Origin of the sequence: Pseudoxanthomonas sp., assembly GCF_036845285.1 — a bacterium.
GTDB lineage: Bacteria > Pseudomonadota > Gammaproteobacteria > Xanthomonadales > Xanthomonadaceae > Pseudoxanthomonas_A.
In genome coordinates, this window is the sequence record NZ_DAIUEE010000012.1 from 92,662 (window position 1) to 115,836 (window position 23,175).

Consider the following 23,175-nt stretch of genomic DNA (forward strand, 5'->3'; position numbering starts at 1 on the left):
GGAACAACTCGATGAAGTTCCAGCTAAAGCTGTCCGCCAGTTGGACGGTAAAGTACGCGAGCGATGCAGAGGCCGGCTGGAGGTTTGATCCGGGCAAGGGCGTGTGGTGGTTGAAGCTCGTCCGGATCGAGCAACTCGTCAATGAGGCGATGACCACCTTGTCCTTTGGTGAATCCATCGACACCTATGTTTTCGGGTTCGAGATTCTGGATACCTCCGAGGGTTTCGGATTCGAAAGTACCCGAGACTACGTCAGCTATCGCCCCAAGATGAGACTGCTGCTGTCGGTCGGACAGGTGGACTGGCCCGACGTTCGATTCCTCAGCCCTGCCGCGCAGTGGGATGTTTTCACGCAGTCACTGCTGGATTCCATCCACCGCGCCGCAGCCGCCAAACGGAAGCCCCGGGATTTCAACCTCCAGGCGTTCCATTCCACGGTCACGCACGTGCTCGAAGGACTGGATCCCCAAGACTTCACGGCCTCGATGGATATCGCCTGACGCCCCTTCGTGTTCCATCCATCCCCATCCTGCAGCACGACCTGCTGATGGCGCTCAGCCCAACTGATCCAGTGCGGCGGCCAGATCGTCGGCCAGGGGCGCATTGAGCACGTAGGGCGTCCTGCCCCCATCCAATGCGAACTGCAGCGACGCTGCATGCAGGAACAGGCGCTTCAATCCGACCTGTTCGCGCAGGCGCTTGTTGACGGCCGGGTCGCCGTACTTGTCGTCGCCGGCGACGGGATGCCCGATGTGCTGGGCGTGCACGCGGATCTGGTGGGTGCGGCCGGTCTCGATGCGCACCTCGCAATACGAATGTCCGCCACGCCGTTCCAGCACGCGAAAGTGGCTCAGCGACGGCTTGCCGTCACGGTGCACCTGAACGTGGCGCTCGCCACCCTGGCGCAGGCCGATGTGCAACGCCGCGTCCACGCTCATCACACCATCGGGCATGCGGCCGACCAGCAGGGTCAGGTAGCGCTTTTCGATGCCGCGGGTGCCATCTTCGCTGTCCTCGCGAAGTAGCGCCTGCAGTTCGGACAGCGCCGAACGCTTCTTGGCCATCACCAGCAGCCCGGAGGTGTCGCGGTCCAGGCGGTGCACCAGTTCCAGCGTCTGGTTCGGGCGCAGCGCGCGCATCGTCTCGATGGCGCCATGGCTGATGCCGCTGCCGCCGTGGCTGGCCACGCCGGTCGGCTTGTTGATGACCAGCAGGCGCTCGTCCTCGAAGACGATGGCCGCCTCCATCCGCTTCAGGAAGCCGGCCGGCGGCGCGACCTTGTCTCCTTCCTCAACGAGACTGACCGGCGGAATCCGTACCTCGTCCCCGCCTTCCAGCTTGCGCTCGGCCTTCGCGCGCCCCCCGTTCACCCGCACCTGGCCGCTGCGCACCAGCTTGTAGACCAGGCTGCGCGGCACGCCTTTCAGCTGACCCAACAGGAAGTTGTCCAGCCGCTGCCCACCCCGGTCCTCCGGCACCTTGACCGTGCGCACGGCGCTCTTGGCGCCCGCGGCAGGCTTCTCGGACGGGAGGCTGGGGTTGGAGCCATTCATTCTGTTACACTCGGAGGGCGAGATAAGGGTTTGATTTCGCAGGGAGTTGCAGTTGGGCCAGAAGCCCGTCTCCCCGCGATTCCGGCAAGTGCGCGGCCACCGCCCCAGGGGCGGCCATGTTAGCGGCTGATCGGCAGGCCCGGATACCGCCGGGTGCGTGACGGCACCTGATGCTGAACATGTCCCGCGTGGCGCCCCCTCTAGAGGGAAGCTGCCTCCGGCCCCGCAACACCTATTAGAAAGAAAAGCGCTCCCGCGGCCTGCCGTGGTGTCGTAGCGCTGGAAACCCGATCTGTCCCGCTGCGCCTGCGCAAGGGGCGGTGCAACGTTCCAGAGGCGAAACCCCATGGCGTTCCGCGCGGTAGCAGCGCGCGAGGAACGCACAATGAAACGCATGTTGATCAACGCCACGCAGGCAGAAGAACTGCGCGTGGCCATCGTCGACGGTCAGACCCTGTACGACATCGATATCGAACAGCCGTCGAAGGAACAGAAGAAGTCCAACATCTACAAGGGCCGCATCACCCGACTCGAGCCCTCCCTGGAAGCCGCCTTCGTCGATTACGGCGCTGACCGCCATGGCTTCCTGCCGCTGAAGGAAATTTCCCGCGACTACTTCCAGGCCGGCGTCGACCACAACAAGGCCGGCATCCGCGAACTGCTGAAGGAAGGCCAGGAAGTCGTCGTCCAGGTGGACAAGGACGAACGCGGCAACAAGGGCGCCGCCCTGACCACGTTCATCTCGCTGGCCGGCCGCTACATGGTGCTGATGCCGAACTCGCCCACTGCCGGCGGCGTGTCGCGCCGCATCGAGGGCGACGACCGGGCCGAGCTGAAGAAGGCGATGGACGCGCTGGCCATCCCCGACGACATGGGCGTGATCATCCGCACCGCCGGCGTCGGCCGCGACGCCGAAGAACTGCAGTGGGACCTGGATTACCTGCTCAGCGTCTGGAAGGCGATCGCCGAAGCCGCGCTGACCAAGCCGGCCCCCTTCCTGATCTACCAGGAAAGCCGCCTGATCGTGCGCGCCCTGCGCGACTACCTGCGCAGCGACGTCGGCGAGATCCTGGTCGATACCGACGAGCTGTACGACACCGCCCGCGAGTTCATGCAGCAGGTCATGCCGCACAACCTGCGCAAGCTGAAGGCCTACAAGGACGACATCCCGCTGTTCAACCGCTTCCAGATCGAATCGCAGATCGAGGGTGCGTACGAGCGCAATGTCCGCCTGCCCTCCGGTGGCTCCATCGTGGTCGACCAGACCGAAGCCCTCACCGCGATCGACGTCAACTCGGCACGCGCCACCAAGGGCGGCGACATCGAGGAAACCGCGTTCCACACCAACATGGAAGCGGCCGAGGAAGTCGCCCGCCAGCTGCGCCTGCGCGACCTGGGCGGCCTGGTGGTGATCGACTTCATCGACATGTCGAGCAACAAGCACCAGCGCGACGTCGAGAACAAGTTGCAGAACGCGCTGAAGTACGACCGCGCCCGCGTGCAGATCGGCCGCATCTCGCGCTTCGGCCTGCTCGAAATGAGCCGCCAGCGCCTGCGTCCCTCGCTGGGCGAATCCAGCCAGATCGTCTGCCCGCGCTGCGAGGGCCATGGCCGCATGCGCAGCGTCGAGTCGCTGTCGCTGTCGATCATCCGCGTGGCCGAAGAGCATGCGATGAAGGACAACACCGGGCAGGTGCTGATCCAGGCCCCGCTGGAGATCGCCAACTTCCTGCTCAACGAGAAGCGCAGTGCCCTGCGCGAGATCGAGCAACGCCACGACGCGCCCGTCATCATCGTGGCCGACGAAGCGCTGCATACACCGCACTACGAAGTCACCCGCATCCGCGAGAACGAACTGGGCGAAGAAAGCAGCAAGCCCAGCTACCACCGCGGCACCCAGCGCAAGCTGCCGGTGCATGCGCTGACCAAGGCGCAGCTCAACATCCCGGCCGCGCCTGCCGTCACCCACGTCAAGCACACGCAGCCGGCCCCGGTGCGCGAAGAGCGTGAAGCGCCGGCTCCTGTCGCCGCACCGGCGCCGGTCGCCGCGCCCGTCGCCGTTGCTGCGCCTGCCTCGGGTGGCGTGGTCGGCTTCTTCAAGCGCCTGTTCGGCGGCGGCGAAGCCGCGGCCACTGCCCCGCAGACCCGTCCGCAGCAGGACAACCGCCAGCGCAGCGATCGCAACGGGAACGGCAACGGCCGTCGCGAGAACCGCGACAACCGTGACGCCCGCGGCCAGCAGAATCGTGGCGGCAAGCAGGACAACAACCGCCGCGACGAGCGCAACAAGGGCGACAAGGGCGACAAGGCACAGGGCGGCAACGCCCAGCAGCAGAAGCCGCGCAACGAGCCACAGGGCCAGAAGCAGCAGAAGCCGCAGGGCCAGCCGCAGAACGGCCAGGGCAATGCGCAGCAGCAGCCGAAGGCGCCCAGGCAGCCACAGGGCCAGCAGGGCAACAAGCCGGAAGGCCAGCGTCAGCCGCGCGCGCCGCAGCAGGAGACGGCCCCGCCCGTCGCCCCGGTCGCTGTCGACGCCGTGACGGCCGCCGCTGCCGTGGTCGCCACGACCGACGTCGTGCGCACCGCGCCGGTCGCCGCACCCGCCGCGATTCCCGCGTCGGACGTGCCGCAGCTCGACACCGATGCAACGCAGGCCATCGTCATCGACGGCGAAGAAGCTGCAGCGTCCGCCGACGGCGACACCGGTGAAGGCGGCCGCCGCCGCCGTGGCCGTCGTGGCGGCCGCCGCCGCCGCCGTGGCAATGGCGAAGCCGGGACCGCAGGCGAAGAAGGCCTGATGGCCGACGACCTCGGTAGCGACGACGACGCCCCCGTCGCCGACCGCTCGCAGCCCGAGTTCGACTTCGATGACGAAGAACCTGTCGTCGCCGCGCCGCGCCCGCCGAAGCCGCAGCCGGCCGCACCTGTCGCAGCTGCGATCGCTGCTCCGGTCGCGGTCGCTGCACCGGTCGTTGCGGCCGTGGCCACGACACCGGCAGCTGCCATCGTCGACACGCCGGTCGTGGTCGAGACGGCAACCGCCGTCGAGGTCATCCAGGAAGTAAAGGCCGAAGCTGCGCGCGTGCAGCCGGAAGTGATCGCCACGGTGCAGCACGAAGCACCGGCCGCCGTCGCCATCGTCGAGACGGTCAAGGCCGAGATCGCCGCCGAGCCGACGCCCGTGGTCGTCGAAGCGGTCGAGACGCCTGCACCGATCGTCGCCGCGGTCGAAACCGTGGAAGCCATCGTGGAGACCCCGGTGGTCGCCGCCGCGCGCAACGAGCCCGTGCAGATCGACCTGGTCGACGCGGTCAACGAAGCCACCGCCGAAGCCGAAGCACCGTTGGAGGCCGCTGCGCCGCCGCCGGCCGCGCCGAAACCCGTCACGACGCCGGCCACCGGTTCGCTGTTCTTCGTCGCCGATGCGGACACGCCGCCGTCGGTCACGCGCAGCCTGTTCGAGCCAGTGGTGACGCCGGTCAAGCCGGCCGACGAGATAGTGCAGGAAGAGCCGCAGGACGACGACACCACCGAGAATCGCAACGCCTGACGCGTTGTAATTCTTCCGATGTCGGAAAGCACACTGGCCGCGCAAGCGGCCAGTGTCGTGTCAGGGGTCAGCTATCACTGACGGGATCAGAGTTATGACGTGTACCGTCGTCCCAGCGAAGGCTGGAACCCATCTTGCGTTTGTCGTGACGCCAGCGGCTCGCACGCGCTATGGATTCCAGCGTTCGCTGGAATGACGGGATCGGTCGAGCGCATCGACCATTGCCGCCGTCCCAGCGAAGGCTAGGACCCATCTTGCTTTCGCCGCGACGCCAGCGGCTCGCACGCGCTATGGATTCCAGCGTTCGCTGGAATGACGGGATCGGTCGAGCGCATCGACCATTGCCGTCGTCCCAGCGAAGGCTGGACCCCATCTTGCTTTTGCCGTGACGCCAGCGGCTCGCAAGCGCTATGGATTCCAGCGTTCGCTGGAATCACGGGATCGCGTGGACGCCTCGACCATTGCCGTCGTCCCAGCGAAGGCTGGGACCCATATTGCTTTCGCCGCGACGTCAGCGGCTCGCACGGGCGATGGATTCCAGCATTCACTGGAAGAGCGGGATTGGAAGGACGGTACTGGGACAACGGCGCTGGGATGATGCCGGCCACGCGATTCCACGGACTGCGCGGAATCCCGCTCAGAGCGCGCGCGTCGGGTCCATCAGGCCCCACTGCGCGGCCAGCCGTGCGAGCGCGATGTTGTCCTGCACGCCGGTCTTCTCGAACAGACGCGTCTTGTGGGTGTTCACCGTCTTGGCGCTCAGGCTCAGGCGCTTGGCGATCTCTTCCTGGCGCAGGCCCTGCGTCAGCAGCATGGCCACTTCCAGTTCGCGCGGCGACAGCGCATCGAACGGCGAGGCATCGCCACCGACCGTGTGCAGCGCCAGGTTCTGCGCGACGTTGCTGCCGAGATAGCGCTTGCCGCGTGCCACATCGCGCACCGCACGGATCAGTTCCGTCGCATCGCCCGCCTTGCCGAGGTAACCGGAGGCACCGGCTTCCAGCAGGCGCTTCGGCAGCGGGCCGTCTTCCAGCACGGACACGATGATCACGCGCACCCCGATATCGGCACGTACCAGGCGCTCGGTCACTTCCAGGCCGCTATAGCCCGGCAGGTGCAGGTCGCACAACACCACGTCGGGCTTGAGCTGGCGCACCATTGGCAATGCCGCCTCCCCCGTCTCGGCTTCGCCCACCACCTCGATATCGCTTTCCGTGCCAAGGATCAGGCGCAGGCCGGTGCGCACCAGCGCGTGGTCGTCGATCAGGAAAACGCGGATGGTCATGGATACGGATGCCTTGGGGACGGGTCGAGCGTAGGGGGGCCATCCATCGCCGCGCAATTAACATTGTAGCGATGTGCGTTCGCTACATGCGTATACGACGGTCCAGACGGCACGCGCACTGCGGCATACTCGGGCTTTCCATCGGGAATACCTCCATGTCCGACCTTCGACACCGCGTGTGCTTCGCCTTCCTGCTGTCGCTCGCTGCGGCGCCCGGGTTCGCCCGTGATGACGTATCCGCACGCTGGCAGACGCAGGTGGGCGACATCAGTGCGCATACCGATACCACCGCACGCGGCGATGCCATCGGTGCACGGCTGGACGCGATGGGCATTGCGTGGAAGCGCGAGCCGTTCGAGCAGCAGGGCCAGGCCGGGCAGAATCTGGTCGCCGACCTTGGCGGACCCGACAACGCCCCCCTGCTGCTGATCGGCGCGCACTACGACAAGGTCGCCGTCGGCCATGGCGCTACCGACAACGCCTCCGGCGTTGCCGCCGTGCTCGAACTGGCGCAGGCGCTGAAAACCAGGCCGCTCGCCCACCATCGCGTGCAGGTCGTGTTCTGGGACCTCGAAGAAAAGGGCCTGCTGGGTTCGAGTGCGTGGGTCGCCACCGAGGGGCGCGAGAAGCCGGCGCTGTACGTCAATTTCGACGTCTTCGGCTGGGGCGACACGCTGTGGATGATGGCGCCGGCCAACGACGGTCCGCTGGTCGCCACGCTTCGCACCGCCAGCGCGCAGGAGAAACTCGGCTTTTCCCCCGGCGACAAGTACCCGCCGACCGATCACCTCGCCTTCCTCAAGGCCGGCTGGCCGGCGGTGTCGTTCTCCCTGGTCGGGGGCGACGAGATCGATCCGATCCTCACCGTCTTCGGTGGCGGCAAGCCAGCGCAGATGCCGAAGGTGATGCAGGTGATCCACAGCGAGCGCGACACCACCGGCGAACTCGACAACACGCGTGTGGACGATGCGCTGCGCGTGGTCGAACAGAGCCTGCGTGCCTGGGACCTGGCTATGCACTGATCGCGTCGCGCACGGCGGATACACGAACGGGCCCTTTCGGGCCCGTTTGCGTTGGGGCGAGAACACGCCTGGCTCTCCGGGCGGCGACGGTGTCGGACTCGCGGTCCACCGCCAGGCGCAGCTAAGGAACAGGGGGTGTCCGGTACGCTGCGTTCGGTTCTCTCGTGGCGCCCTGGGTGTCAGCCTTGCGGCTCGGTAGCAGGGGGTGCGCGGGAGACGGAAGGGGTGGATCCGCCGGCCCGACCACTGCGCGCTGTTGTACGGGCGCGGATGCGAAGGCGGCGTGTAGACCGTTCAGCCCGACCGCACAGTTTTCTCACGCCTATGCACACGACTGAATCGTCGCAAACATCGGGCTGACCCCCTATGCATCGACGTCACGGAGCGTCGCGTAGGTTGCCGTGCAAGCAATGCGCGCTACATTCCCCATGATGACCTTCGACCTGTTCCACACACCGGCTGACGACGGTTCCTACGAACTGTCCATCAACGAGTCGCCTCCCCTGCACTTCAGTACGCCGGGCGCTGCACTCGGTTACGCGGTCAAGCTGGCCAACCAGCGCCACCAGCAGGGCTTGGACTACGCCATCAACATCGAAGGCGGCGACGGACGCTGGCGGCTGTTCGAAGGTTGGCGACTCTGCGCCTGAGCCGAGGCCACCCGCGCGAGGTCAGTGTCCGCATGTGGTGAGTCCGCCGGGCACGTGCATGGCACCCTTGGCATCCTGTCGATCCCGCGCCCATGACTGGAACACCATGACCGCCGCCGCACGCTTCCGCACCCTGCACACACAGGGTCTGCTCCGCCTCGCCAATGCCTGGGATGCCGGTACTGCCCGCCTGATCGAGCATCTGGGTGCCCCCGCCGTCGCCACCACCAGTGCCGGGCTGGCGTGGGCGCAGGGTTATCCCGATGGCGATGCCCTCGACGTGGACGCCCTGCTGCATGCCGTCGCCGGCATCGCGCGCGCCATCGACGTGCAGCTCACCGTCGACGTCGAAAGCGGCTACTCGGACGACCCCTCCCGTGTCGCCGACACGGTTCTGCGCGTGGTGCGCGCCGGGGCCGCCGGCATCAACCTGGAGGACGGCACCGGGGATCCGGCTGTGCTGACGTCGAAGATCCGTGCCATCCGCCGGGCCTGCGCAGCACAGGGCATCGATGTCTTCATCAATGCACGTACCGACGTCTACCTGCGCGGTCTGGCCGCGGAAGGCGAGCGCGTCGACGAAACCCTGCGGCGTGCCGCCGCCTATCGCGAGGCCGGCGCCGACGGCCTGTTCGTGCCGGGCCTGGTCGACGCCGACGCCATCCGCGCGATCGCGACGGCCACCGGCCTGCCGCTCAACGTGATGCTGCGCCCGCAGTTGCAGGACCTCGCCGCGCTGGAAGCCCTCGGCGTGCGCCGCGTGAGCACCGGCTCGGCGCTCGCCGAGTCGATGTACGGGCGACTGGCCACACAGGTCGGCACCTTCCTGCGCGACGACCGCACCGCCCTGCCCGACCAGCAGGGGATGGGCTACGGCGCGATCAACGGCCTGTTCGGCTGATCGCCAGATGGGTAGGAATTTTCCTACATCACGCCGGGGCGACACCCGACTGCGAATGTGAACATCCTGGGCGAGGATACCTACGTCCCCGGCAGCACGCCCTGCGCAGGCCACGAATGGCCGCTCTGCAATGGAAAAGGGCGCTGCCTTGAGCAAGCAGCACTGCCGGAGCCGGGGACTCCCCCTTTCAGACCCGACCGCCTTGGTCTGGTTTTCTTTTGGCTTGGCGACGCGTCAGCGGGTCGCGGGACCCAGCCAGAGTTCCGGCGCCTGCGCCAATCCGAACAGCACCAGCGCCGTCGCCGCAATCAGCAGCCACGCCATGCTCCGCACGACCAGCAAGCGCATAAGGGTCTCCTGTCCCGAGTGTGAGCCGACTATCGCGGCATGCACGGGGCGCGTCAAACGTAAATGCATTACGCCACGATCGCCGCCTGCGGTTCCGTGTACCGCGCACTTTCCTCCCCCCGCGCGGCCGCCAGGAACTCGCGTCCCCAGCGCGACAGGTCGTGATGACGCACGATGTCGAACAAGCGACGCTGGCGATCCTCGCGTTCGCCCGGTGTCATCGCCAATGCCTGCCGCAGCATGCGCGCCATGTCGGCCGGGTCGTGCGGATTGGTCAGCACGGCGCCCTTCAGCTCGGCGGCCGCACCGGCGAACTCCGACAGCACCAGCACGCCATCGCCGCCCTCCAGGCCCTGCACGGCCACGAACTCCTTGGCCACCAGGTTCAGGCCATCGCGCAGTGGCGTGATCCACATGACGTCCGCCGCGGCGTAGTGCGCCACCACGTCGGCGAACGGGAGCACCCGCGAGAAGAAGCGCACCGGCGTCCAGTCCAGCTGCGACAGCCGCCCATTGATGCGGCCCACCGCCTGCTCGATCTGCTGCTGCAACGGGCGGTAGACCGTCATCTCCTTCGCCGCCGGCACGCACACCAGCACCAGCGTCACCTCGCCGCGCAGTTCCGGCGATTCGTCCAGCAGGCGTTCGAACGCGTGGAGCTTCTGCAGGATGCCCTTGGTGTAGTCCAGCCGCTCGATCGACAGCACCAGCTTGCGACGGCCGATCTCGTCGCGGATGCGGGCGATGTCCTCCTCCACCTGCTCGGTTTCCAGGCTGGCGCGGATGCGGCCCACATCCGTGCCGATCGGATGCGCGCCGATGCGCACCGTGCGTCCGTCGATGCGAAGTTCGGTGGCCATGTCCTCCACGCCGACCGCGCAACCGAACGTCAGGAAGCGCGGCGCGCACGACGTGCGCTTCGTCACCTCCACCGGGAAGGTGCTGCGCACCGCATCAGTGAAATTCTCCGCATGGCGCGGGATGTGGAAGCCCACGTAATCGCAGGCCAGCAGGCTGCCGAGGATCTCGCGGCGCCACGGGAGGATCGCGAAGATGTCCGCCGACGGAAACTGCGTGTGGTGGAAGAAGGCGATCTTCACGTCCGGACGCAGTTCGCGCAGCACCGACGGCACCATCCACAGGTTGTAGTCGTGCAGCCACACGGTCGCGCCGGGCGCGGCTTCGGTGGCGGCGGCTTCGGCGAAGCGGCGGTTGACCCGCTTGAACAGTTCCCAGTCGTCCTCGTTGAAACGCGCGCGCTCCCAGAAGCTGTTGATCACCGGCCAGAACGCTTCCTTCGAGAAGCGCTTGTAGAACACGTCCACCTCGTGCTTCGTCAGCGGTACATGGGTCGCGGTCAGGCCGGGGTAGCGCTCGGCATCCACCGGTGCGCGCGCTTCGATCGGCGGCGCCTTCGGGTCCTCCACCGTCCATGCCACCCACGAACCGGGCTGGCCGTCGCCGAAGAAGCTCAGCAGGCTCGGAATGATGCCGTTCGGCGAACTGTGCGGCCGGCGCACACGCTGGCCGTCGACGATGTGCTCCTCGTACGGCAGGCGGTGATAGACCATCACCAGTTCCGCCTTGCCCGGCGGATGCAGCGTGGGTGGGTAATCATCGGCGTCCAGCAGCGCGAAGTGCGCCATCGCCTGCAGGATGCCGCCGCAGCCGGGCGCCTCCGCATGCAGCACGTTGTCCATGCCGGCGGTCGCGGCGACCAGGGCCGGCTCCGATTCGCCCACGCAGACGCCGGGGAAACCTTCGCCGTACATCGACAGGTCGTTGAGCGTGTCGCCGGCGACCAGCACGCGCGATGGTTCGAGGTTGAGCTTCTCGACCAGCGCGGTCAGCGTGCTGCCCTTGCGCGTATCGCGCGGCAGGATGTCCAGGTAGCGGTCGGCCGAATACAGCACTTCGCAGCCGAGCGAGGCGGCAACCGCTTCGACATCGGCCTGGATGGTGGAGAGCTGCTCCGGGTGGCAGTAGTACGAACAGCGCCGCTCCTGCGGCACTTCCTGGCGCACCAGCATGGAGAAGCGGCGCATCGCGTCGGCGACGACGTGCTCACCCGGCCAGCGCGATTCGATCTGCGACTGCAACGGCTGGATCGGTTGCATGTCGCTGGTGCGCAGCACGGTCGCGCCGACATCGCAGATCACGTAGTCCGGCGTCGGCAGGCCGGGATCGGCGAGCAGCGACAGGATGGCCTCGCGTCCACGGCCGGTGACCCACGCGAGCTTCACGTCCGGATGCGCATCGACCAGGTGGTACAGGCGCTTGCGCGCATCGTTGTCGCCCGCCAGGAAGGTGCCGTCGAGATCGGTAGCGAGCAGCAGTGGTTGCGAGGGTTGTTTCAAGAGGGTCATGCGGATGCACTCCGTGTTCGCGGGTGGATGCCGCGCACGAGGCACGACGCGGACGCGTCGAAGGACGCAGGCGGGGAATCACGCATCGAAAGTGCGCCGCAAGGCGGGCGCGAAGAGAGGGTGTGTCGCGTGCAAGGCACGCTGCGCGCAATGCGCGGCAGATGCGCGTCCGTCCCCGAGCGTGGACGCAAACATCGACTGATGCGATGCAGCATTGTAGTCCGCATCTCGCGCTGGAAGGTCAACGCGATGTTAAGAATGTTAAATCAATGCAGAAAACCAAGGTATTTCCGCATCTATCGCCTGACAACGCGAGCGACGCATGAGGCATGCGCGGGCAAGCATGGTCGTGTCCGAAGAGAACCACCGCTCATCTTTCGGTAGCACACCGCGACTTGACGGCCTGATCAGGCATGACGCCCACCGTGCTTCGCAACGGCGCGACGTCAGGCGCTCATGCGTGGTCAGGGCATCACGATCTTCATCAACGCGACGGCCGCGATGCCGGCCACCAGCCAGATGGCGACGCGCTTGAGCACCGCGGCATCGACACCTCCCCTGCCCGCCGCATTGCGGTTCGGATTGATGCCGACAACCAGCACGTGCATCGGCAGCGCGATTACCAGCAGGAACGCGAACACCCAGTACATCGTCTCGTCGCCGAGCTTCGGCCAGATGAGGGGCATCACGATGCCGGCGAAGAGGCCGGCGATGGCGGCGGTGATTGGGGTGGGAGTCAGGGCCATATGGGTGGTGTCTTGTTTAGGCGTGATCGGAGTCTAGCGGACCGCAGGCTCAAGGATCGCCTACCGAATAGTCGTAGGATGGGTTGAGCAACGCGATACCCATCATTGCGAACTGGGAGGTCAAGGATGACCCACTACCGACGCGCCTTCGTCCCCGGCGCCACCTACTTCTTCACCGTCAATCTCGCCGACCGCCGCAAGTCCCTGCTTGTCGACCACATCCACCTGCTGCGCGAAGCATTCCGCTACGTACGGCAACGACACCCCTTCGCCATCGACGCGATGGTCGTGCTCCCCGACCACCTCCACGCGATGTGGACCCTGCCCTCGGACGACGCCGGCTTCCCGCTCCGCTGGCGCCTCATCAAGACCTGGTTCTCGCGCAACCTGCCGCTTGGCGAACATCGACGCGCCAGCCGCGTCGACAAAGGCGAGCGCGGCATCTGGCAACGACGGTACTGGGAGCATCTGATACGCGATGAAGCCGATCTCGCGCGGCACGTGGATTACATCCACTGGAATCCGGTGAAGCACGGGCACGTGGCGCGGGCTAAGGATTGGCCTTACTCGACCATCCATCGGTTCGTGCGTGATGGGTTGTTGGCGGAGGATTGGTGTGAGGAGGGAGAGGATGCGAGCTTCGGAGAGCGTCAGTGATGGGTATCGCTTCGCTCAACCCATCCTACGTGTTAACCGTAGATTCGCTTGTAGGTGCTGCTGGCAAATTCGATGATGGCGACATTATTTTGCTGAACGCTTTTGCGTATCTCGCCGGGATCAATCGCCATGACATTCTTCAAGTGCTTCAGCACGCTCGGATTCTCCCAGTTCCATGCTGGCGACGCGATAACGGCCATGAACGCTTCTATTCGGTCGAAATGCCATGTAAGCATCGCAACAGCGTTTTGGCACTTCGCATACCCCTCGAACTTGAATACCTGCCCCTTTGCCGCAAGCGAGCGGAGTTTGATTATTGATGGCTGGAGGGCCTCCAACACACCGAGCAGACGCTTCGCATCTTGCTCTCCGTTCTTCTTGATGTAGGCAATTGCACCCTTAATTGCCTTGTCAGCATCCTCGCCGCTTCCCCACGTTGGCGCGTGACTCTCCATCCCGATCTTTGCCATCTCCAATAGCGTGATGGGCTTAGGCATCTCACCGATGTAGGCATGGGTAGCTTCAATCAGGGAATCGAGAAATTCTGCTTCCCGCTTGGCCTTGTCCTGCCGCTGCCAGTTCCTTAGAGCAAAGAACGCAATCAGCGCTGTCGCCACGGGAGCGAACGCTTCGACCAGCTCCAGCCATTTGATGCTCGTGATTACATCGAAAGACCACACAAGCGCTTCGCACATCAGAGGCCATCGTTGCATTGGAGGAAATGTAGCCCGTAGGATGGGTTGAGCGTAGCGATACCCATCCTCGCGACCTATCAGGCACCACAAAGGATGGGTATCGCTGCGCTCAACCCATCCTACATTTCATGGCTATCGAAGTGGCGGAGAGAGTGGGATTCGAACCCACGGTAGGCTTACACCTACGGCAGTTTTCAAGACTGCTGCCTTAAACCACTCGGCCATCTCTCCGTTGTTACGCGGATGGACCTCGATCCATCCCTGCTCGCCGCCCTACCCCGGTGGCGCGCCCGGCCCCTTGCAGGCCGGCGCGCATTTTCGCACGAACCGCGCCGCCGTGGCTTACGAAGCCTTCTTCACCTTGCCGGCGTTGGTGTTGTCGATCGCCATGGCGATGGCCTTCTCTTTTGCCTCCGCGCAGGCGCCGCCGCAATCCAGCCGCGACGACTCGATCTGTTGCGGCAGGTGCTCGGCCAGGAAATCGATGAACACCCGTACCGCCGGCAGCATGCCCCGGCGCGACGCGAACACCGCATGGCAGATGCCCTGCGGCAGGCTCCATTCCGGCAGCACCACCTCCAGCTCGCCCTTTCGCACGGCCTCGGCGCACACCGTCTCGGGCAGCAGCGTGATGCCGTAGCCGTCCTTCGCCATCGACTGCAGCAACGGGAAATCAAAACCGGCCAGGCGCGGATTCAGTTCGATCCGGCGCACCTCGCCTTCCGGCCCGTGCAGTTCCCAGCGCTGGCGCGCCTCGTCCTCGCTGATGCTCAGGGTGACGTGCTCGGCCAGGTCTTCCGGCACCTTCGGGCGGCCGGCACGGTTGAGGTACTTGGGGCTGGCGACCAGCAGTTCCTGGATCTGGCCGAAGCTGCGCATCACCAGGCTGCCGTCGTCGTCGAGCTTGGCGCGCACACGCAGTGCCACGTCGTAGCCCTCGTTGATGATGTCCACGCGGCGGTTGTTGACGTGCAACTGCAGCCGCACCTTCGGGTACTTGTCGAGGAACGCCGGCAGGATCTTCGGCAACTGCATCTGCGCTACCGCCACCGGCACGCTGACGCGCACCACGCCGCGCGGTTCCGCACTGAGGCGGTCGACCACTTCGCGAGCGGCCTGCGCCTCGGCCAGCATCGTCTGCGCATGGCGGTGCACGCTGGTGCCGACGTCGGTCACGGCGAAGCGGCGCGTCGAACGCTGCAGCAGGCGTACGCCCAGGTCGGTTTCCAGCTGGCTGATGCGCCGGCTCAGGCGGGACTTGGGAATACCCAGGGCGCGCTCGGCTGCGGCAAAGCCGCCGTGGTCCACCACCATGGCGAAGTAGTAGAGGTCGTTGAGGTCGTGCTGCATGACTATAATTCCGCCTTTAGAACAATCAGTGACGTTGGACCGAGTTTATCCCACCAATGCAACGATCTACAGTGCTCCCCAACGCGGCCAAGGCCGCACCCGACAGGAGCACCACCGTGAAACTATTGCATATCGACAGCAGCGCGCTGGCCGCCAATTCCGTCAGCCGACAACTGACCGCCGCCATCGTAGCCCGTTGGCAGGACAGCATGTCCGGGCTGGAGGTCACCTACCGCGACCTGGACGCCGACCCGCTGGCCCACCTGACCAATGCCGTACTGGGTGGGGGCGATGCCGCTGCCGCACAAGCCGGCGAGACCGCCCTGCAGCAGTTCCTGGCCGCCGATGTCATCGTGCTGGGCGTGCCGCGCTACAACTTCGGCGTGCCGTCCACACTGAAGGCCTGGATCGACCGCGTGGCCGTGGCCGGCCGCACCTTCAAGTACACCGAGAACGGCCCGGTCGGCCTGGCCGGTGGCAAGAAGGTCATCGTGGCGGAGGCCAGCGGCGGCGAATACGCCGGCACCGCGATCGACTTCGTGGCGCCTTACCTGAAGCAGGTGTTCGGCTTCGTGGGCATCACCGACGTGGAATTCATCCGCGCCGAGCGCGTGGCGTACTCGCCCGAGCACAAGGCGCAGGCCATCGAAGCCGCGCTGGCCAGCATCTCGGCCCCGCTGCGCGAAGCGGCCTGATTCGCCCAGCTCTCCCCGCTCCTCTCCCTTCGGCCCGCGCAAGCGGGCCGTTTTCTTTCGGCAAGAAGAAGCCTGGACCGCTTCCCTCTCCCTGCGTAGCGGGGAGAGGGTGCCAAAGGCGGGTGAGGGGCGAACGGAGGCGAAATGCCGGAAGCTCTCACTTACCTCCAACGTTCGACTAGATGCAGACAGCCGGACGGGAAGTCCCGAGCGAACAGCTGCCCCTCATCCGCGCTTCGGGCACCTTCTCCCCGCTGGCGGGGAGAAGGAATCAACACCCTCCCCCGCTGGCGGGGAAAAGGGGGTAAGACATCAGGCGATCCGTTCCGCCCCACCCATATACGGCCGCAGGACTTCGGGCACGGTGATCGAGCCGTCGGCGTTCTGGTAGTTCTCCATCACCGCGATCAGTGCACGGCCGACGGCCGTACCGGAGCCGTTGAGCGTATGCACGGGTTCCGGCTTTCCGGTGGCAGGATTGCGCCAGCGGGCCTGCATGCGGCGGGCCTGGAAATCCTCGCAGTTCGAGCACGAGGAGATTTCGCGGTACGTGTCCTGCGACGGCAGCCAGACTTCCAGGTCGAACGTCCGGGTGGCGCCGAAACCCATGTCGCCGGTGCACAGCAGCATGCGACGGTACGGCAGGCCGAGTTTCTCGAGCACGGTCTCGGCGGCGCGGGTCATGCGCTCCTGCTCGTCGTAGCTTTCCGACGGGCGCGCGATGGAGACCAGTTCCACCTTCTCGAACTGGTGCTGGCGGATCATGCCGCGCACGTCGCGGCCGCCGCTGCCGGCTTCGGAACGGAAGCACATCGAATGCGCAGTCATGCGCAGCGGCAGGCGGGCGTCGTCGAGGATCTCGTCGCGGACGATATTGGTCAGCGGCACTTCCGAGGTCGGGATCAGGTAGCGCGTGTGCTCGCCCAACTGGGTGGCGAACAGGTCTTCCTCGAACTTAGGCAACTGGCCGGTGCCGCGCATCGAGTCGGCGTTGACGATGACGGGAACGCTGGTTTCCTCGTAGCCGTGTTCGTTGGTGTGCAGGTCGAGCATGAACTGCGCGAGCGCGCGGTGCAGGCGCGCCAGCTGGCCACGCAGCACGGTGAAGCGTGCACCGGACAGCTTGGCGGCGGTATCGGCATCCAGCCAGCCGTGGCGAGCGCCGAGTTCCACATGGTCCTTGACCGAGAAGTCGAACGTGCGTGGCGTGCCCCAGCGGTGCTGCTCGACGTTGCCGGCCTCGTCGCTGCCGACCGGCACGCTGGCATGCGGCAGGTTGGGGATGCCGAGCGCGATCGCTTCGATCTCGCTGCGGATCTCGTCCAGCTTCACTTCCGAAGCCTTCAGCTCGTCGCCGAAGCCGGCCACTTCCGCCATCAGCGCGGACACGTCCTCGCCCTTGGCCTTGGCCTGGCCGATCGCCTTGGAGCGGGTGTTGCGCAGGTTCTGCAGTTCCTCGGTGCGCTTCTGGAGCTGCTTGCGGGCGGCCTCCAGGTCGGCGATGCGGGACACGTCCAGGTCGAAACCGCGGGTCTCCTTGAGGCGCTGGGCGAGTTCGGCGGGCTGGGTACGGAGCAGGACGGGATCGAGCATGGAAACAGCAGTCTGGCGTGGGAGGCCGGCATTATCGCCCATCTGCGACCGCCTGCCCGTGCGGTTAACTCCGGCTGTGCAAGAATCGGCGCGTCTTTTCCGGTGATCCCCATGTCGGCCCAGCAACCGCACGACCCGCACTTCACCTTCCGCCTGCCCCGCACCGCCCTGCGCAACGCCGGCATCGCCTTCGGCATCGGACTGCTGCTGTTCCTGATCGTCTGGTGGGCGGGTCGCGACGATGGCTTCTACACGCCGGAAGCGGCCGTACCGGGCAAACCACTGACGATCGAGGCGCTGCCCGAGCCGCTGTCCAATGCCAACGGCGCCAGCGGCATGGAGGAACCCGCACCACGTCCGGCCGCCGACGAGCGTCCGCAGCTGGTCGAAGAAAAGCCGATGCCGATGCCCGTCTCCGAAACGCCGGTGGCGACGGCGCCGGTCGACGGCCCTGCTGCCGCACCCGTGGCCGCGCTGGCGCCCGGCGAGGTGCCCGTGCCGATTCCGGGCCAGACACCGGCACCGGAGTATCCGTCCTCCGCGATGCGCAACGGCGACCAGGGCACGGTGATGGTGCGCGTCGACGTGGGCGCCGATGGTGTACCGACCTCGGTGGAGGTTGCGCAACGCAGTGGCTCCCGCGACCTCGATCGTGCCGCCGTCAATGCGGTACGCCAATGGCGATTCCAGCCGGCTCAACGCGATGGCCAGGCCGTGGCGGGCGCGGTGACGGTGCCGATCGATTTCAAGATGCGGTGACATCTTCTGCGTCGCACGCAGCGGCAAACAACCGCAGTTGCCGCGCGCGCAATCGCATCGTCTGCACGCGCGATGCGGATCCAGTGCGGACAAGACATGGCTCCACGCTTCTGCACGCGTCCTGCACACGCATGAACGCGTGTTCGGCTAGCTGAACTTCAACCGGCTCGCCACGCCACGGACTCACGCATCGCAAACATCCCCAAGCCAAGACTCGGCACCGTTCCAACGCGGAACCCACAACGCGAAACGGAGGTTCATATGTCGACGCCCATCAACAACGAATACCGCACGCCCGACACCGTGGAAGAGACCACGGTGGAACCGCGCCGCAACACCTCGCCCGTCCTGCTGATGCTGCTGGCATTCGCCGTCACTGCGGGCGGCCTGATCTGGTGGAGCCAGTCGCGTGGACCGGTCGAGACTCCGGTTGCCGCGATGCCGGCACCGATCCCGGAAGACGGCACGGCGATGGCGCCTGCCAAGGAACGCGCCACGGCCACCGCCACCCGTGAGCGCGCCGAACGGGCGGCAACCCGCCAGGCGGCGATCAGCCGCGATGCTCGCCCGCTGGCGAGCAATGCCGAACCGAAGTACCCGGCATCGATGCTGCGCGCCGGCGTCGGTGGCACCGTCGTCGTCCTGGCCGACGTGGATGCGCAGGGCAACGCGATCGACGTACGCGTGGTCGAGCGCAGCGGCGAGCGTGATCTCGATCGTGCTGCATTGACTGCCGTGCGCCAGTGGCGCTTCGAGCCGGCCATGCGCAATGGCAAGGCCGTCGCCACCAGCGTGAAGGTGCCGGTGGACTTCAAACCGATCTGACCCGAAGCACCAACGCTCCTGACATGGAGCGGACGAGGAAAGGAAAGGGGGACGCGGGCAAGGCGTCCCCCTTTCCATGTACGGGTTTGCTGGGCGGCTTTCTGTAGGAGCGACGTAAGTCGCGACCGGAAACCTTCCGCATACGCATGCCGACGGTTTACCCGCGATCTCGCGTTCCGACATCAATGATCTGCCGAGATCGCGGTCGCGACTTACGTCGCTCCTACAGAGAGCAACAACCTCACGCCTTGCACAGCGCGAAACCGGCGCCGGTTGCCAGCGTATCGAAGCCAGGGAACGAGGTCGCCACGTTCGCCACATCGCCGATGCGCACATCGCCTTTCGCCAACTGGCCGGCGATGGAGAACGCCATCGCGATGCGGTGGTCGCCATGACTGTCGACCACGCCACCCTGCAACGGACCCGGGAAGATCGTCGCGCCATCCGGCGTTTCGTCCACGCGCAGGCCGAGCGTACGCAGGCCGTTGGCCATGGCGGCGAGGCGATCCGACTCCTTCACCCGCAACTCCGCGGCGCCGCGCACGACGGTGGGACCGTCCGCCGCCGCCGCCGCGACGAAAAGCGCCGGGAATTCGTCGATCATGTCCGGCACCAGCGCCTCGGGCACCGCGATGCCATGCAGTGGCGCATACCGCACAACGAGGTCGGCGACCGGCTCGCCGCCGTGTTCGCTGGCGCTTTCTTCGGTGATATCGGCGCCCATCAGGCGCAGCGCCTGCAACAGGCCGGTGCGGCGCGGATTGAGGCCGACGGCGCGCAGACGCAGTTCCGAGCCGGGAATGATGCTCGCCGCCACCAGGAAGAAGGCGGCCGATGAGAAATCCGCCGGCACCGCGATATCGGTCGCGGTCAGCCGTTGGCCGCCGCGCAGCCGCGCGAAACCCGGCGAGAAGTCGATATCCACGCCGAAGGCCTTGAGCATGCGCTCGGTGTAGTCGCGGGTGGGATGCGGCTCGCGCACGACCGTCTCTCCAGTGGCATACAGGCCGGCCAGCAGGACGGCGGACTTCACCTGCGCGCTGGCGACTTCCAGCGTGTAGTCGATGCCGGCGAGCGGCTGGCCGCCATGGATGCGCAGCGGCGGCAGGCCGCCTGTTTCGGTGTCGATGCGCGCGCCCATCGTCGACAGCGGACCGGTGACGCGGCGCATCGGACGCTTCGACAGCGACGCATCACCGACCAGCACGCTGTCGAACCGCTGCGCGGCCAGCAGGCCGGCGAGCAGCCGCATGCCGGTGCCGGCATTGCCGCAGTCCAGTTCGCCTTCCGTCGCCTTCAGGCCATCCACGCCGACGCCATGCACGACGCGGCGCGAGGGCGACGGGGTTTCGATGCGCACACCGAGCCGCGAGAAGATCGCTGCGGTCGCGCGGGTATCTTCGCCTTCGAGGAAGCCGTCGATGATCGACACGCCATCGGCCAGCGCGGCGAACATCACCGCGCGGTGCGAGACCGACTTGTCGCCGGGAATGTCGAGGGTGCCGCGCAGCGGTTGGCCGGCGGAGGCGATCCAGTCCTGTTTCATGCTCATTGGATTTCTCGGTTTCTGCTCCCTCCTCCGCTTGCGGGGGAGGGTTGGGGTGGGGGCAAGCCGGGAACGCGGGCGGGCACGCGATTTGCCCCCATCCGCCCTTCGGGCACCTTCCCCCGCAGGCGGGGGAAGGACTTCATCACGGCACGGCGACGGGGTACGAACCCAGCACCTTGATTTGTGCGGAATGCTGCTCGAGTTCGGCCAGCGCCTGCTTCATCGCTTCGTCGTCGATGTGGCCGGCGAGGTCGATGAAGAAGCCGTACTCCCACTTGGCGTGGTGCGACGGACGCGATTCGATGCGGTTCATGCTGATGCCGTGGCGCGCGAACGGACTGAGCACGTCGAACAGCGCGCCGGGCTTGTCGTGGATGAAGACCAGCACCGAGGTGCGGTCGTGGCCGGACGGCGGAAACAGGCTGCGGCCGATCACCAGGAAGCGCGTGGTGTTGTCCTTGTCGTCCTGGATCGGACTCATGACGACCTTCTTCAGGCCGTACACGTGCGCCGCGCTCTCGCCACCGATCGCGGCCGCGTCGTCATTGCCGCGCGCGCGGCGCGCGCCCTCGGCGTTGCTCGACACCGGCACCTTCTCCACCTTCGGCAGGTTGGCGCGCAGCCAGCCCGCGGTCTGCGCGAACGACTGCGGATGCGCGTAGATGCGCTCGATGTCGTCGATGCGACCGGTGCGCGACATCAGGAACTGGTGCACGCGCAGTTCGACTTCGCCGCAGATCTTCAGGTCCGAGGTCAGGAACATGTCCAGCGTGATCTGGATGGTGCCCTGCCCCGAGTTTTCCACTGGCACGACGCCGAAATCGGCGTTGCCGCTGGCGACTTCCTGGAACACTTCCTCGATGCTCGCCAGCGGCAGGCCATGCGCCGAACGACCGAAGTGCTTGAGCACGGCCTGCTGGCTGAAGGTGCCTTCCGGGCCGAGGTAGCCGATCTTCAGCGGCTCCTGCTGCGCCAGGCAGGCGGACATGATCTCGCGGAAGACGTGCACCAGCACTTCGTCGGACAGCGGCCCCTCGTTGCGGTCCACCACCATGCGCAGCACCTGCGCTTCACGCTCAGGGCGGTAGTAGTCGACGGCGGCAGCCAGCTTGCCCTTGGCCTTGCCGACCTGGTGGGCGAACTGCGCGCGCTCGGCGATCAGCGACTGGATCTGGCGGTCGATGCCGTCGATCTTGGCGCGGACGTCGGAGAGGGCCGGTGCGGGTGCCGCATCGATCTTCTTGCCGGTTACGGGCTTGGTGGTTTTCTTCGGTTTGGTGGGCTTGGAAGCCATCTGGCGTGTCCTGAGAGTGCTATCTGTAGGAGCGACGTGAGTCGCGACCGGATAGTTGGCGGTCGCGACTCACGTCGCTCCTACAAGGGCTTGATTCATCCGTTCCGCTGCTGGAAGTCGCGCATGAAACCGACCAGCGCCTGCGCGCCTTCCACCGGCAGCGCGTTGTACAGCGAGGCACGGATCCCGCCGACCGCCTTGTGGCCCTTGAGCGCCAGCAGGCCGGCCGCCTTGGAGTCGGCTACGAAACGCGCGTTGAGCGTCTCGTCCGGCAGGAAGAACGGGATGTTCATCCGCGAGCGCGCCGCAGGCGCCACCTCGTTGCGATAGAAGCCACCGGAGGCGTCGATGGCGTCGTAGACCAGCGACGACTTCACCGCGTTGCGCCGCGCGAACTCGGCGACACCGCCTTCGGCCAGCATCCACTTGAACACCAGGCCGGCCAGGTACCAGTTCCAGGTCGGCGGCGTGTTGAGCATGGAGTCGCGCGCGGCGTGCGAGCGGTAATCGAAGATGTCGGCACGCGGCTGGCCGCTGCGTTCGAACAGGTCCTTGCGGATGATGACCACCGCCACGCCGACGGGGCCGAGGTTCTTCTGCGCACCGGCGTAGATCACGCCGTACTTCGACACGTCCAGCGGCTCTGAGGCGATCGACGAACTGAAATCGGCGAACAGTGGTACGTCGCCGACATCCGGCGTGTCGCGGAACTCGACGCCGTGGATGGTCTCGTTGGCGGTGATGTGCACGTAGGCGGCACCCGGCGTGAGCCGCCAGGTATCGCGCGCCGGAATGTCGTGGAAGCCGCCCGCCTCGCCGTCGGCGGCGATGTTGACCGTGCAGTACGGCCTGGCCTGCTTGATCGCCGTCTTGCCCCAGTGCCCGGTCACCACGTAGTCGACGACCTGGCCGGGTGCGGCGAAGTTCAGCGCCAGCAACGCCTGGTGGGTGGTGGCGCCGCCGGACAGGAACAGCACGGCATAGTCGTCGGGGATGCCGACCAGTGCCCGCAGGTCGGCCTCTGCCTGTGCGGCCACCGCGATGAAGTCCTGGCCGCGGTGGCTGATTTCCACGATCGACGCGCCGATGCCGTTCCAGTCGAGCATCTCGGCCTGGGCCTGGCGCAGCACGGCTTCGGGCAACGTGGCGGGGCCGGCACTGAAGTTGAACGCGCGCGTCATGGGGCACCTGAACAGGAGGACCCGTAGTATGCCGCAGCGCATCAGTTGCAGGGGCAACGAAGCGGACGCACGGGCATGAATCGCGTACGCCTTGCATCCTGCGATCACCTGCCTGCGTATAGCCTGTGTCGCATCGTCCCGGCGGGAATTTTTCGG

Annotated in this window: 19 protein-coding genes and 1 tRNA gene; 9 read left to right on the top strand and 11 right to left on the bottom strand. The window is 66.4% G+C overall.

Annotated elements, in window-relative coordinates; genetic code table 11:
• Window positions 1–11: 11 nt before the first annotated feature.
• Window positions 12–500: a hypothetical protein gene (locus V7060_RS14495; RefSeq protein WP_334179958.1), complete on the top strand. Its 489-nt coding sequence runs from the start codon at window positions 12–14 to the stop codon at window positions 498–500.
• A gap of 54 nt (window positions 501–554) precedes the next feature.
• Here V7060_RS14495 and V7060_RS14500 read toward each other — a convergent pair whose 3' ends face one another.
• Entirely contained in the window at window positions 555–1,553 is a 999-nt protein-coding gene (locus V7060_RS14500; RefSeq protein WP_334179959.1) for an RluA family pseudouridine synthase, read from the bottom strand.
• Window positions 1,554–1,938: 385 nt separating this feature from the next.
• Here V7060_RS14500 and rne point away from each other — a divergent pair, with 385 nt between their 5' ends.
• Window positions 1,939–5,103 (top strand): ribonuclease E, encoded by a 3,165-nt coding sequence (rne, locus tag V7060_RS14505; RefSeq protein ID WP_334179960.1) that lies wholly within the window; start codon window positions 1,939–1,941, stop codon window positions 5,101–5,103.
• Window positions 5,104–5,740: 637 nt separating this feature from the next.
• Here the strand turns inward: rne and V7060_RS14510 are convergent.
• Window positions 5,741–6,388 carry a response regulator gene (locus tag V7060_RS14510; RefSeq protein ID WP_334179961.1) on the bottom strand — a complete coding sequence of 216 codons (648 nt, stop codon included), beginning with the start codon at window positions 6,386–6,388 and terminating at the stop codon, window positions 5,741–5,743.
• 155 nt (window positions 6,389–6,543) lie between these two features.
• On the opposite strand from V7060_RS14510, the gene V7060_RS14515 reads away from it, so the two are divergent.
• From V7060_RS14515 to V7060_RS14525, 3 genes are all read left to right on the top strand, one after another.
• Window positions 6,544–7,410, top strand: a complete 867-nt coding sequence (locus V7060_RS14515) for a M28 family metallopeptidase (RefSeq protein WP_334179962.1) — start codon at window positions 6,544–6,546, stop codon at window positions 7,408–7,410.
• A 428-nt stretch (window positions 7,411–7,838) separates the two neighbouring features.
• Window positions 7,839–8,060: a hypothetical protein gene (locus tag V7060_RS14520; protein ID WP_334179963.1), complete on the top strand. Its 222-nt coding sequence runs from the start codon at window positions 7,839–7,841 to the stop codon at window positions 8,058–8,060.
• Between the two features lie 106 nt (window positions 8,061–8,166).
• Window positions 8,167–8,961, top strand: a complete 795-nt coding sequence (locus tag V7060_RS14525) for an isocitrate lyase/phosphoenolpyruvate mutase family protein (RefSeq protein WP_334179964.1) — start codon at window positions 8,167–8,169, stop codon at window positions 8,959–8,961.
• A 416-nt stretch (window positions 8,962–9,377) separates the two neighbouring features.
• Here the strand turns inward: V7060_RS14525 and ggpS are convergent, their stop codons facing one another.
• Window positions 9,378–11,675 (bottom strand): glucosylglycerol-phosphate synthase, encoded by a 2,298-nt coding sequence (gene ggpS / locus V7060_RS14530; protein ID WP_334179965.1) that lies wholly within the window; start codon window positions 11,673–11,675, stop codon window positions 9,378–9,380.
• Between the two features lie 464 nt (window positions 11,676–12,139).
• Entirely contained in the window at window positions 12,140–12,421 is a 282-nt protein-coding gene (locus V7060_RS14535) for a hypothetical protein (protein WP_334179966.1), read from the bottom strand.
• A 126-nt stretch (window positions 12,422–12,547) separates the two neighbouring features.
• Here V7060_RS14535 and V7060_RS14540 point away from each other — a divergent pair, with 126 nt between their 5' ends.
• Window positions 12,548–13,078: a transposase gene (locus V7060_RS14540; protein ID WP_334179967.1), complete on the top strand. Its 531-nt coding sequence runs from the start codon at window positions 12,548–12,550 to the stop codon at window positions 13,076–13,078.
• Between the two features lie 32 nt (window positions 13,079–13,110).
• On the opposite strand, the gene V7060_RS14545 is transcribed toward V7060_RS14540, so the two are convergent.
• The 3 genes from V7060_RS14545 to V7060_RS14555 all read right to left on the bottom strand — a co-directional run bounded on the left by V7060_RS14545 (window position 13,111) and on the right by V7060_RS14555 (window position 15,123).
• A complete protein-coding gene (locus V7060_RS14545; protein ID WP_334179968.1) occupies window positions 13,111–13,773 on the bottom strand; it encodes a hypothetical protein in 663 nt (220 codons plus the stop codon).
• Window positions 13,774–13,914: 141 nt separating this feature from the next.
• A tRNA-Ser gene (locus V7060_RS14550) sits at window positions 13,915–14,004 on the bottom strand.
• A 111-nt stretch (window positions 14,005–14,115) separates the two neighbouring features.
• Window positions 14,116–15,123, bottom strand: a complete 1,008-nt coding sequence (locus tag V7060_RS14555; protein ID WP_334179969.1) for a LysR family transcriptional regulator — start codon at window positions 15,121–15,123, stop codon at window positions 14,116–14,118.
• A 116-nt stretch (window positions 15,124–15,239) separates the two neighbouring features.
• On the opposite strand from V7060_RS14555, the gene V7060_RS14560 reads away from it, so the two are divergent.
• Entirely contained in the window at window positions 15,240–15,818 is a 579-nt protein-coding gene (locus V7060_RS14560) for an NAD(P)H-dependent oxidoreductase (RefSeq protein ID WP_334179970.1), read from the top strand.
• Between the two features lie 312 nt (window positions 15,819–16,130).
• Here V7060_RS14560 and serS read toward each other — a convergent pair whose 3' ends face one another.
• A complete protein-coding gene (gene serS, locus V7060_RS14565; RefSeq protein ID WP_334179971.1) occupies window positions 16,131–17,411 on the bottom strand; it encodes a serine--tRNA ligase in 1,281 nt (426 codons plus the stop codon).
• Window positions 17,412–17,522: 111 nt separating this feature from the next.
• Here serS and V7060_RS14570 point away from each other — a divergent pair, with 111 nt between their 5' ends.
• On the top strand, window positions 17,523–18,170 hold the full coding sequence (locus tag V7060_RS14570) for a TonB family protein (RefSeq protein WP_334179972.1): 648 nt from the start codon (window positions 17,523–17,525) through the stop codon (window positions 18,168–18,170).
• 261 nt (window positions 18,171–18,431) lie between these two features.
• Complete coding sequence (locus V7060_RS14575; protein WP_334179973.1) at window positions 18,432–18,995, top strand: TonB family protein; 564 nt, start codon at window positions 18,432–18,434, stop codon at window positions 18,993–18,995.
• A 241-nt stretch (window positions 18,996–19,236) separates the two neighbouring features.
• On the opposite strand, the gene aroA is transcribed toward V7060_RS14575, so the two are convergent.
• The 3 genes from aroA to serC all read right to left on the bottom strand — a co-directional run bounded on the left by aroA (window position 19,237) and on the right by serC (window position 23,019).
• On the bottom strand, window positions 19,237–20,547 hold the full coding sequence (aroA, locus tag V7060_RS14580; RefSeq protein WP_334179974.1) for a 3-phosphoshikimate 1-carboxyvinyltransferase: 1,311 nt from the start codon (window positions 20,545–20,547) through the stop codon (window positions 19,237–19,239).
• Between the two features lie 139 nt (window positions 20,548–20,686).
• On the bottom strand, window positions 20,687–21,838 hold the full coding sequence (gene pheA, locus V7060_RS14585) for a prephenate dehydratase (RefSeq protein WP_334179975.1): 1,152 nt from the start codon (window positions 21,836–21,838) through the stop codon (window positions 20,687–20,689).
• 95 nt (window positions 21,839–21,933) lie between these two features.
• Complete coding sequence (gene serC / locus V7060_RS14590; protein WP_334179976.1) at window positions 21,934–23,019, bottom strand: phosphoserine transaminase; 1,086 nt, start codon at window positions 23,017–23,019, stop codon at window positions 21,934–21,936.
• Window positions 23,020–23,175: the final 156 nt, after the last annotated feature.

Excerpts from the sequence above, each read along its gene's own strand:
- serC (WP_334179976.1), bottom strand. The coding sequence starts at position 23,019 with ATGACGCGCGCGTTCAACTTCAGTGCCGGCCCCGCCACGTTGCCCGAA.
- serS (WP_334179971.1), bottom strand. The coding sequence starts at position 17,411 with ATGCTCGATCCCGTCCTGCTCCGTACCCAGCCCGCCGAACTCGCCCAG.
- V7060_RS14540 (WP_334179967.1), top strand. The coding sequence starts at position 12,548 with ATGACCCACTACCGACGCGCCTTCGTCCCCGGCGCCACCTACTTCTTC.
- pheA (WP_334179975.1), bottom strand. The coding sequence starts at position 21,838 with ATGGCTTCCAAGCCCACCAAACCGAAGAAAACCACCAAGCCCGTAACC.
- V7060_RS14520 (WP_334179963.1), top strand. The coding sequence starts at position 7,839 with ATGATGACCTTCGACCTGTTCCACACACCGGCTGACGACGGTTCCTAC.
- V7060_RS14510 (WP_334179961.1), bottom strand. The coding sequence starts at position 6,388 with ATGACCATCCGCGTTTTCCTGATCGACGACCACGCGCTGGTGCGCACC.
- ggpS (WP_334179965.1), bottom strand. The coding sequence starts at position 11,675 with ATGACCCTCTTGAAACAACCCTCGCAACCACTGCTGCTCGCTACCGAT.
- rne (WP_334179960.1), top strand. The coding sequence starts at position 1,939 with ATGAAACGCATGTTGATCAACGCCACGCAGGCAGAAGAACTGCGCGTG.
- V7060_RS14525 (WP_334179964.1), top strand. The coding sequence starts at position 8,167 with ATGACCGCCGCCGCACGCTTCCGCACCCTGCACACACAGGGTCTGCTC.
- V7060_RS14545 (WP_334179968.1), bottom strand. The coding sequence starts at position 13,773 with ATGTGCGAAGCGCTTGTGTGGTCTTTCGATGTAATCACGAGCATCAAA.
- V7060_RS14515 (WP_334179962.1), top strand. The coding sequence starts at position 6,544 with ATGTCCGACCTTCGACACCGCGTGTGCTTCGCCTTCCTGCTGTCGCTC.
- V7060_RS14575 (WP_334179973.1), top strand. The coding sequence starts at position 18,432 with ATGTCGACGCCCATCAACAACGAATACCGCACGCCCGACACCGTGGAA.
- V7060_RS14495 (WP_334179958.1), top strand. The coding sequence starts at position 12 with ATGAAGTTCCAGCTAAAGCTGTCCGCCAGTTGGACGGTAAAGTACGCG.
- V7060_RS14555 (WP_334179969.1), bottom strand. The coding sequence starts at position 15,123 with ATGCAGCACGACCTCAACGACCTCTACTACTTCGCCATGGTGGTGGAC.
- V7060_RS14535 (WP_334179966.1), bottom strand. The coding sequence starts at position 12,421 with ATGGCCCTGACTCCCACCCCAATCACCGCCGCCATCGCCGGCCTCTTC.
- V7060_RS14500 (WP_334179959.1), bottom strand. The coding sequence starts at position 1,553 with ATGAATGGCTCCAACCCCAGCCTCCCGTCCGAGAAGCCTGCCGCGGGC.
- aroA (WP_334179974.1), bottom strand. The coding sequence starts at position 20,547 with ATGAGCATGAAACAGGACTGGATCGCCTCCGCCGGCCAACCGCTGCGC.
- V7060_RS14570 (WP_334179972.1), top strand. The coding sequence starts at position 17,523 with ATGTCGGCCCAGCAACCGCACGACCCGCACTTCACCTTCCGCCTGCCC.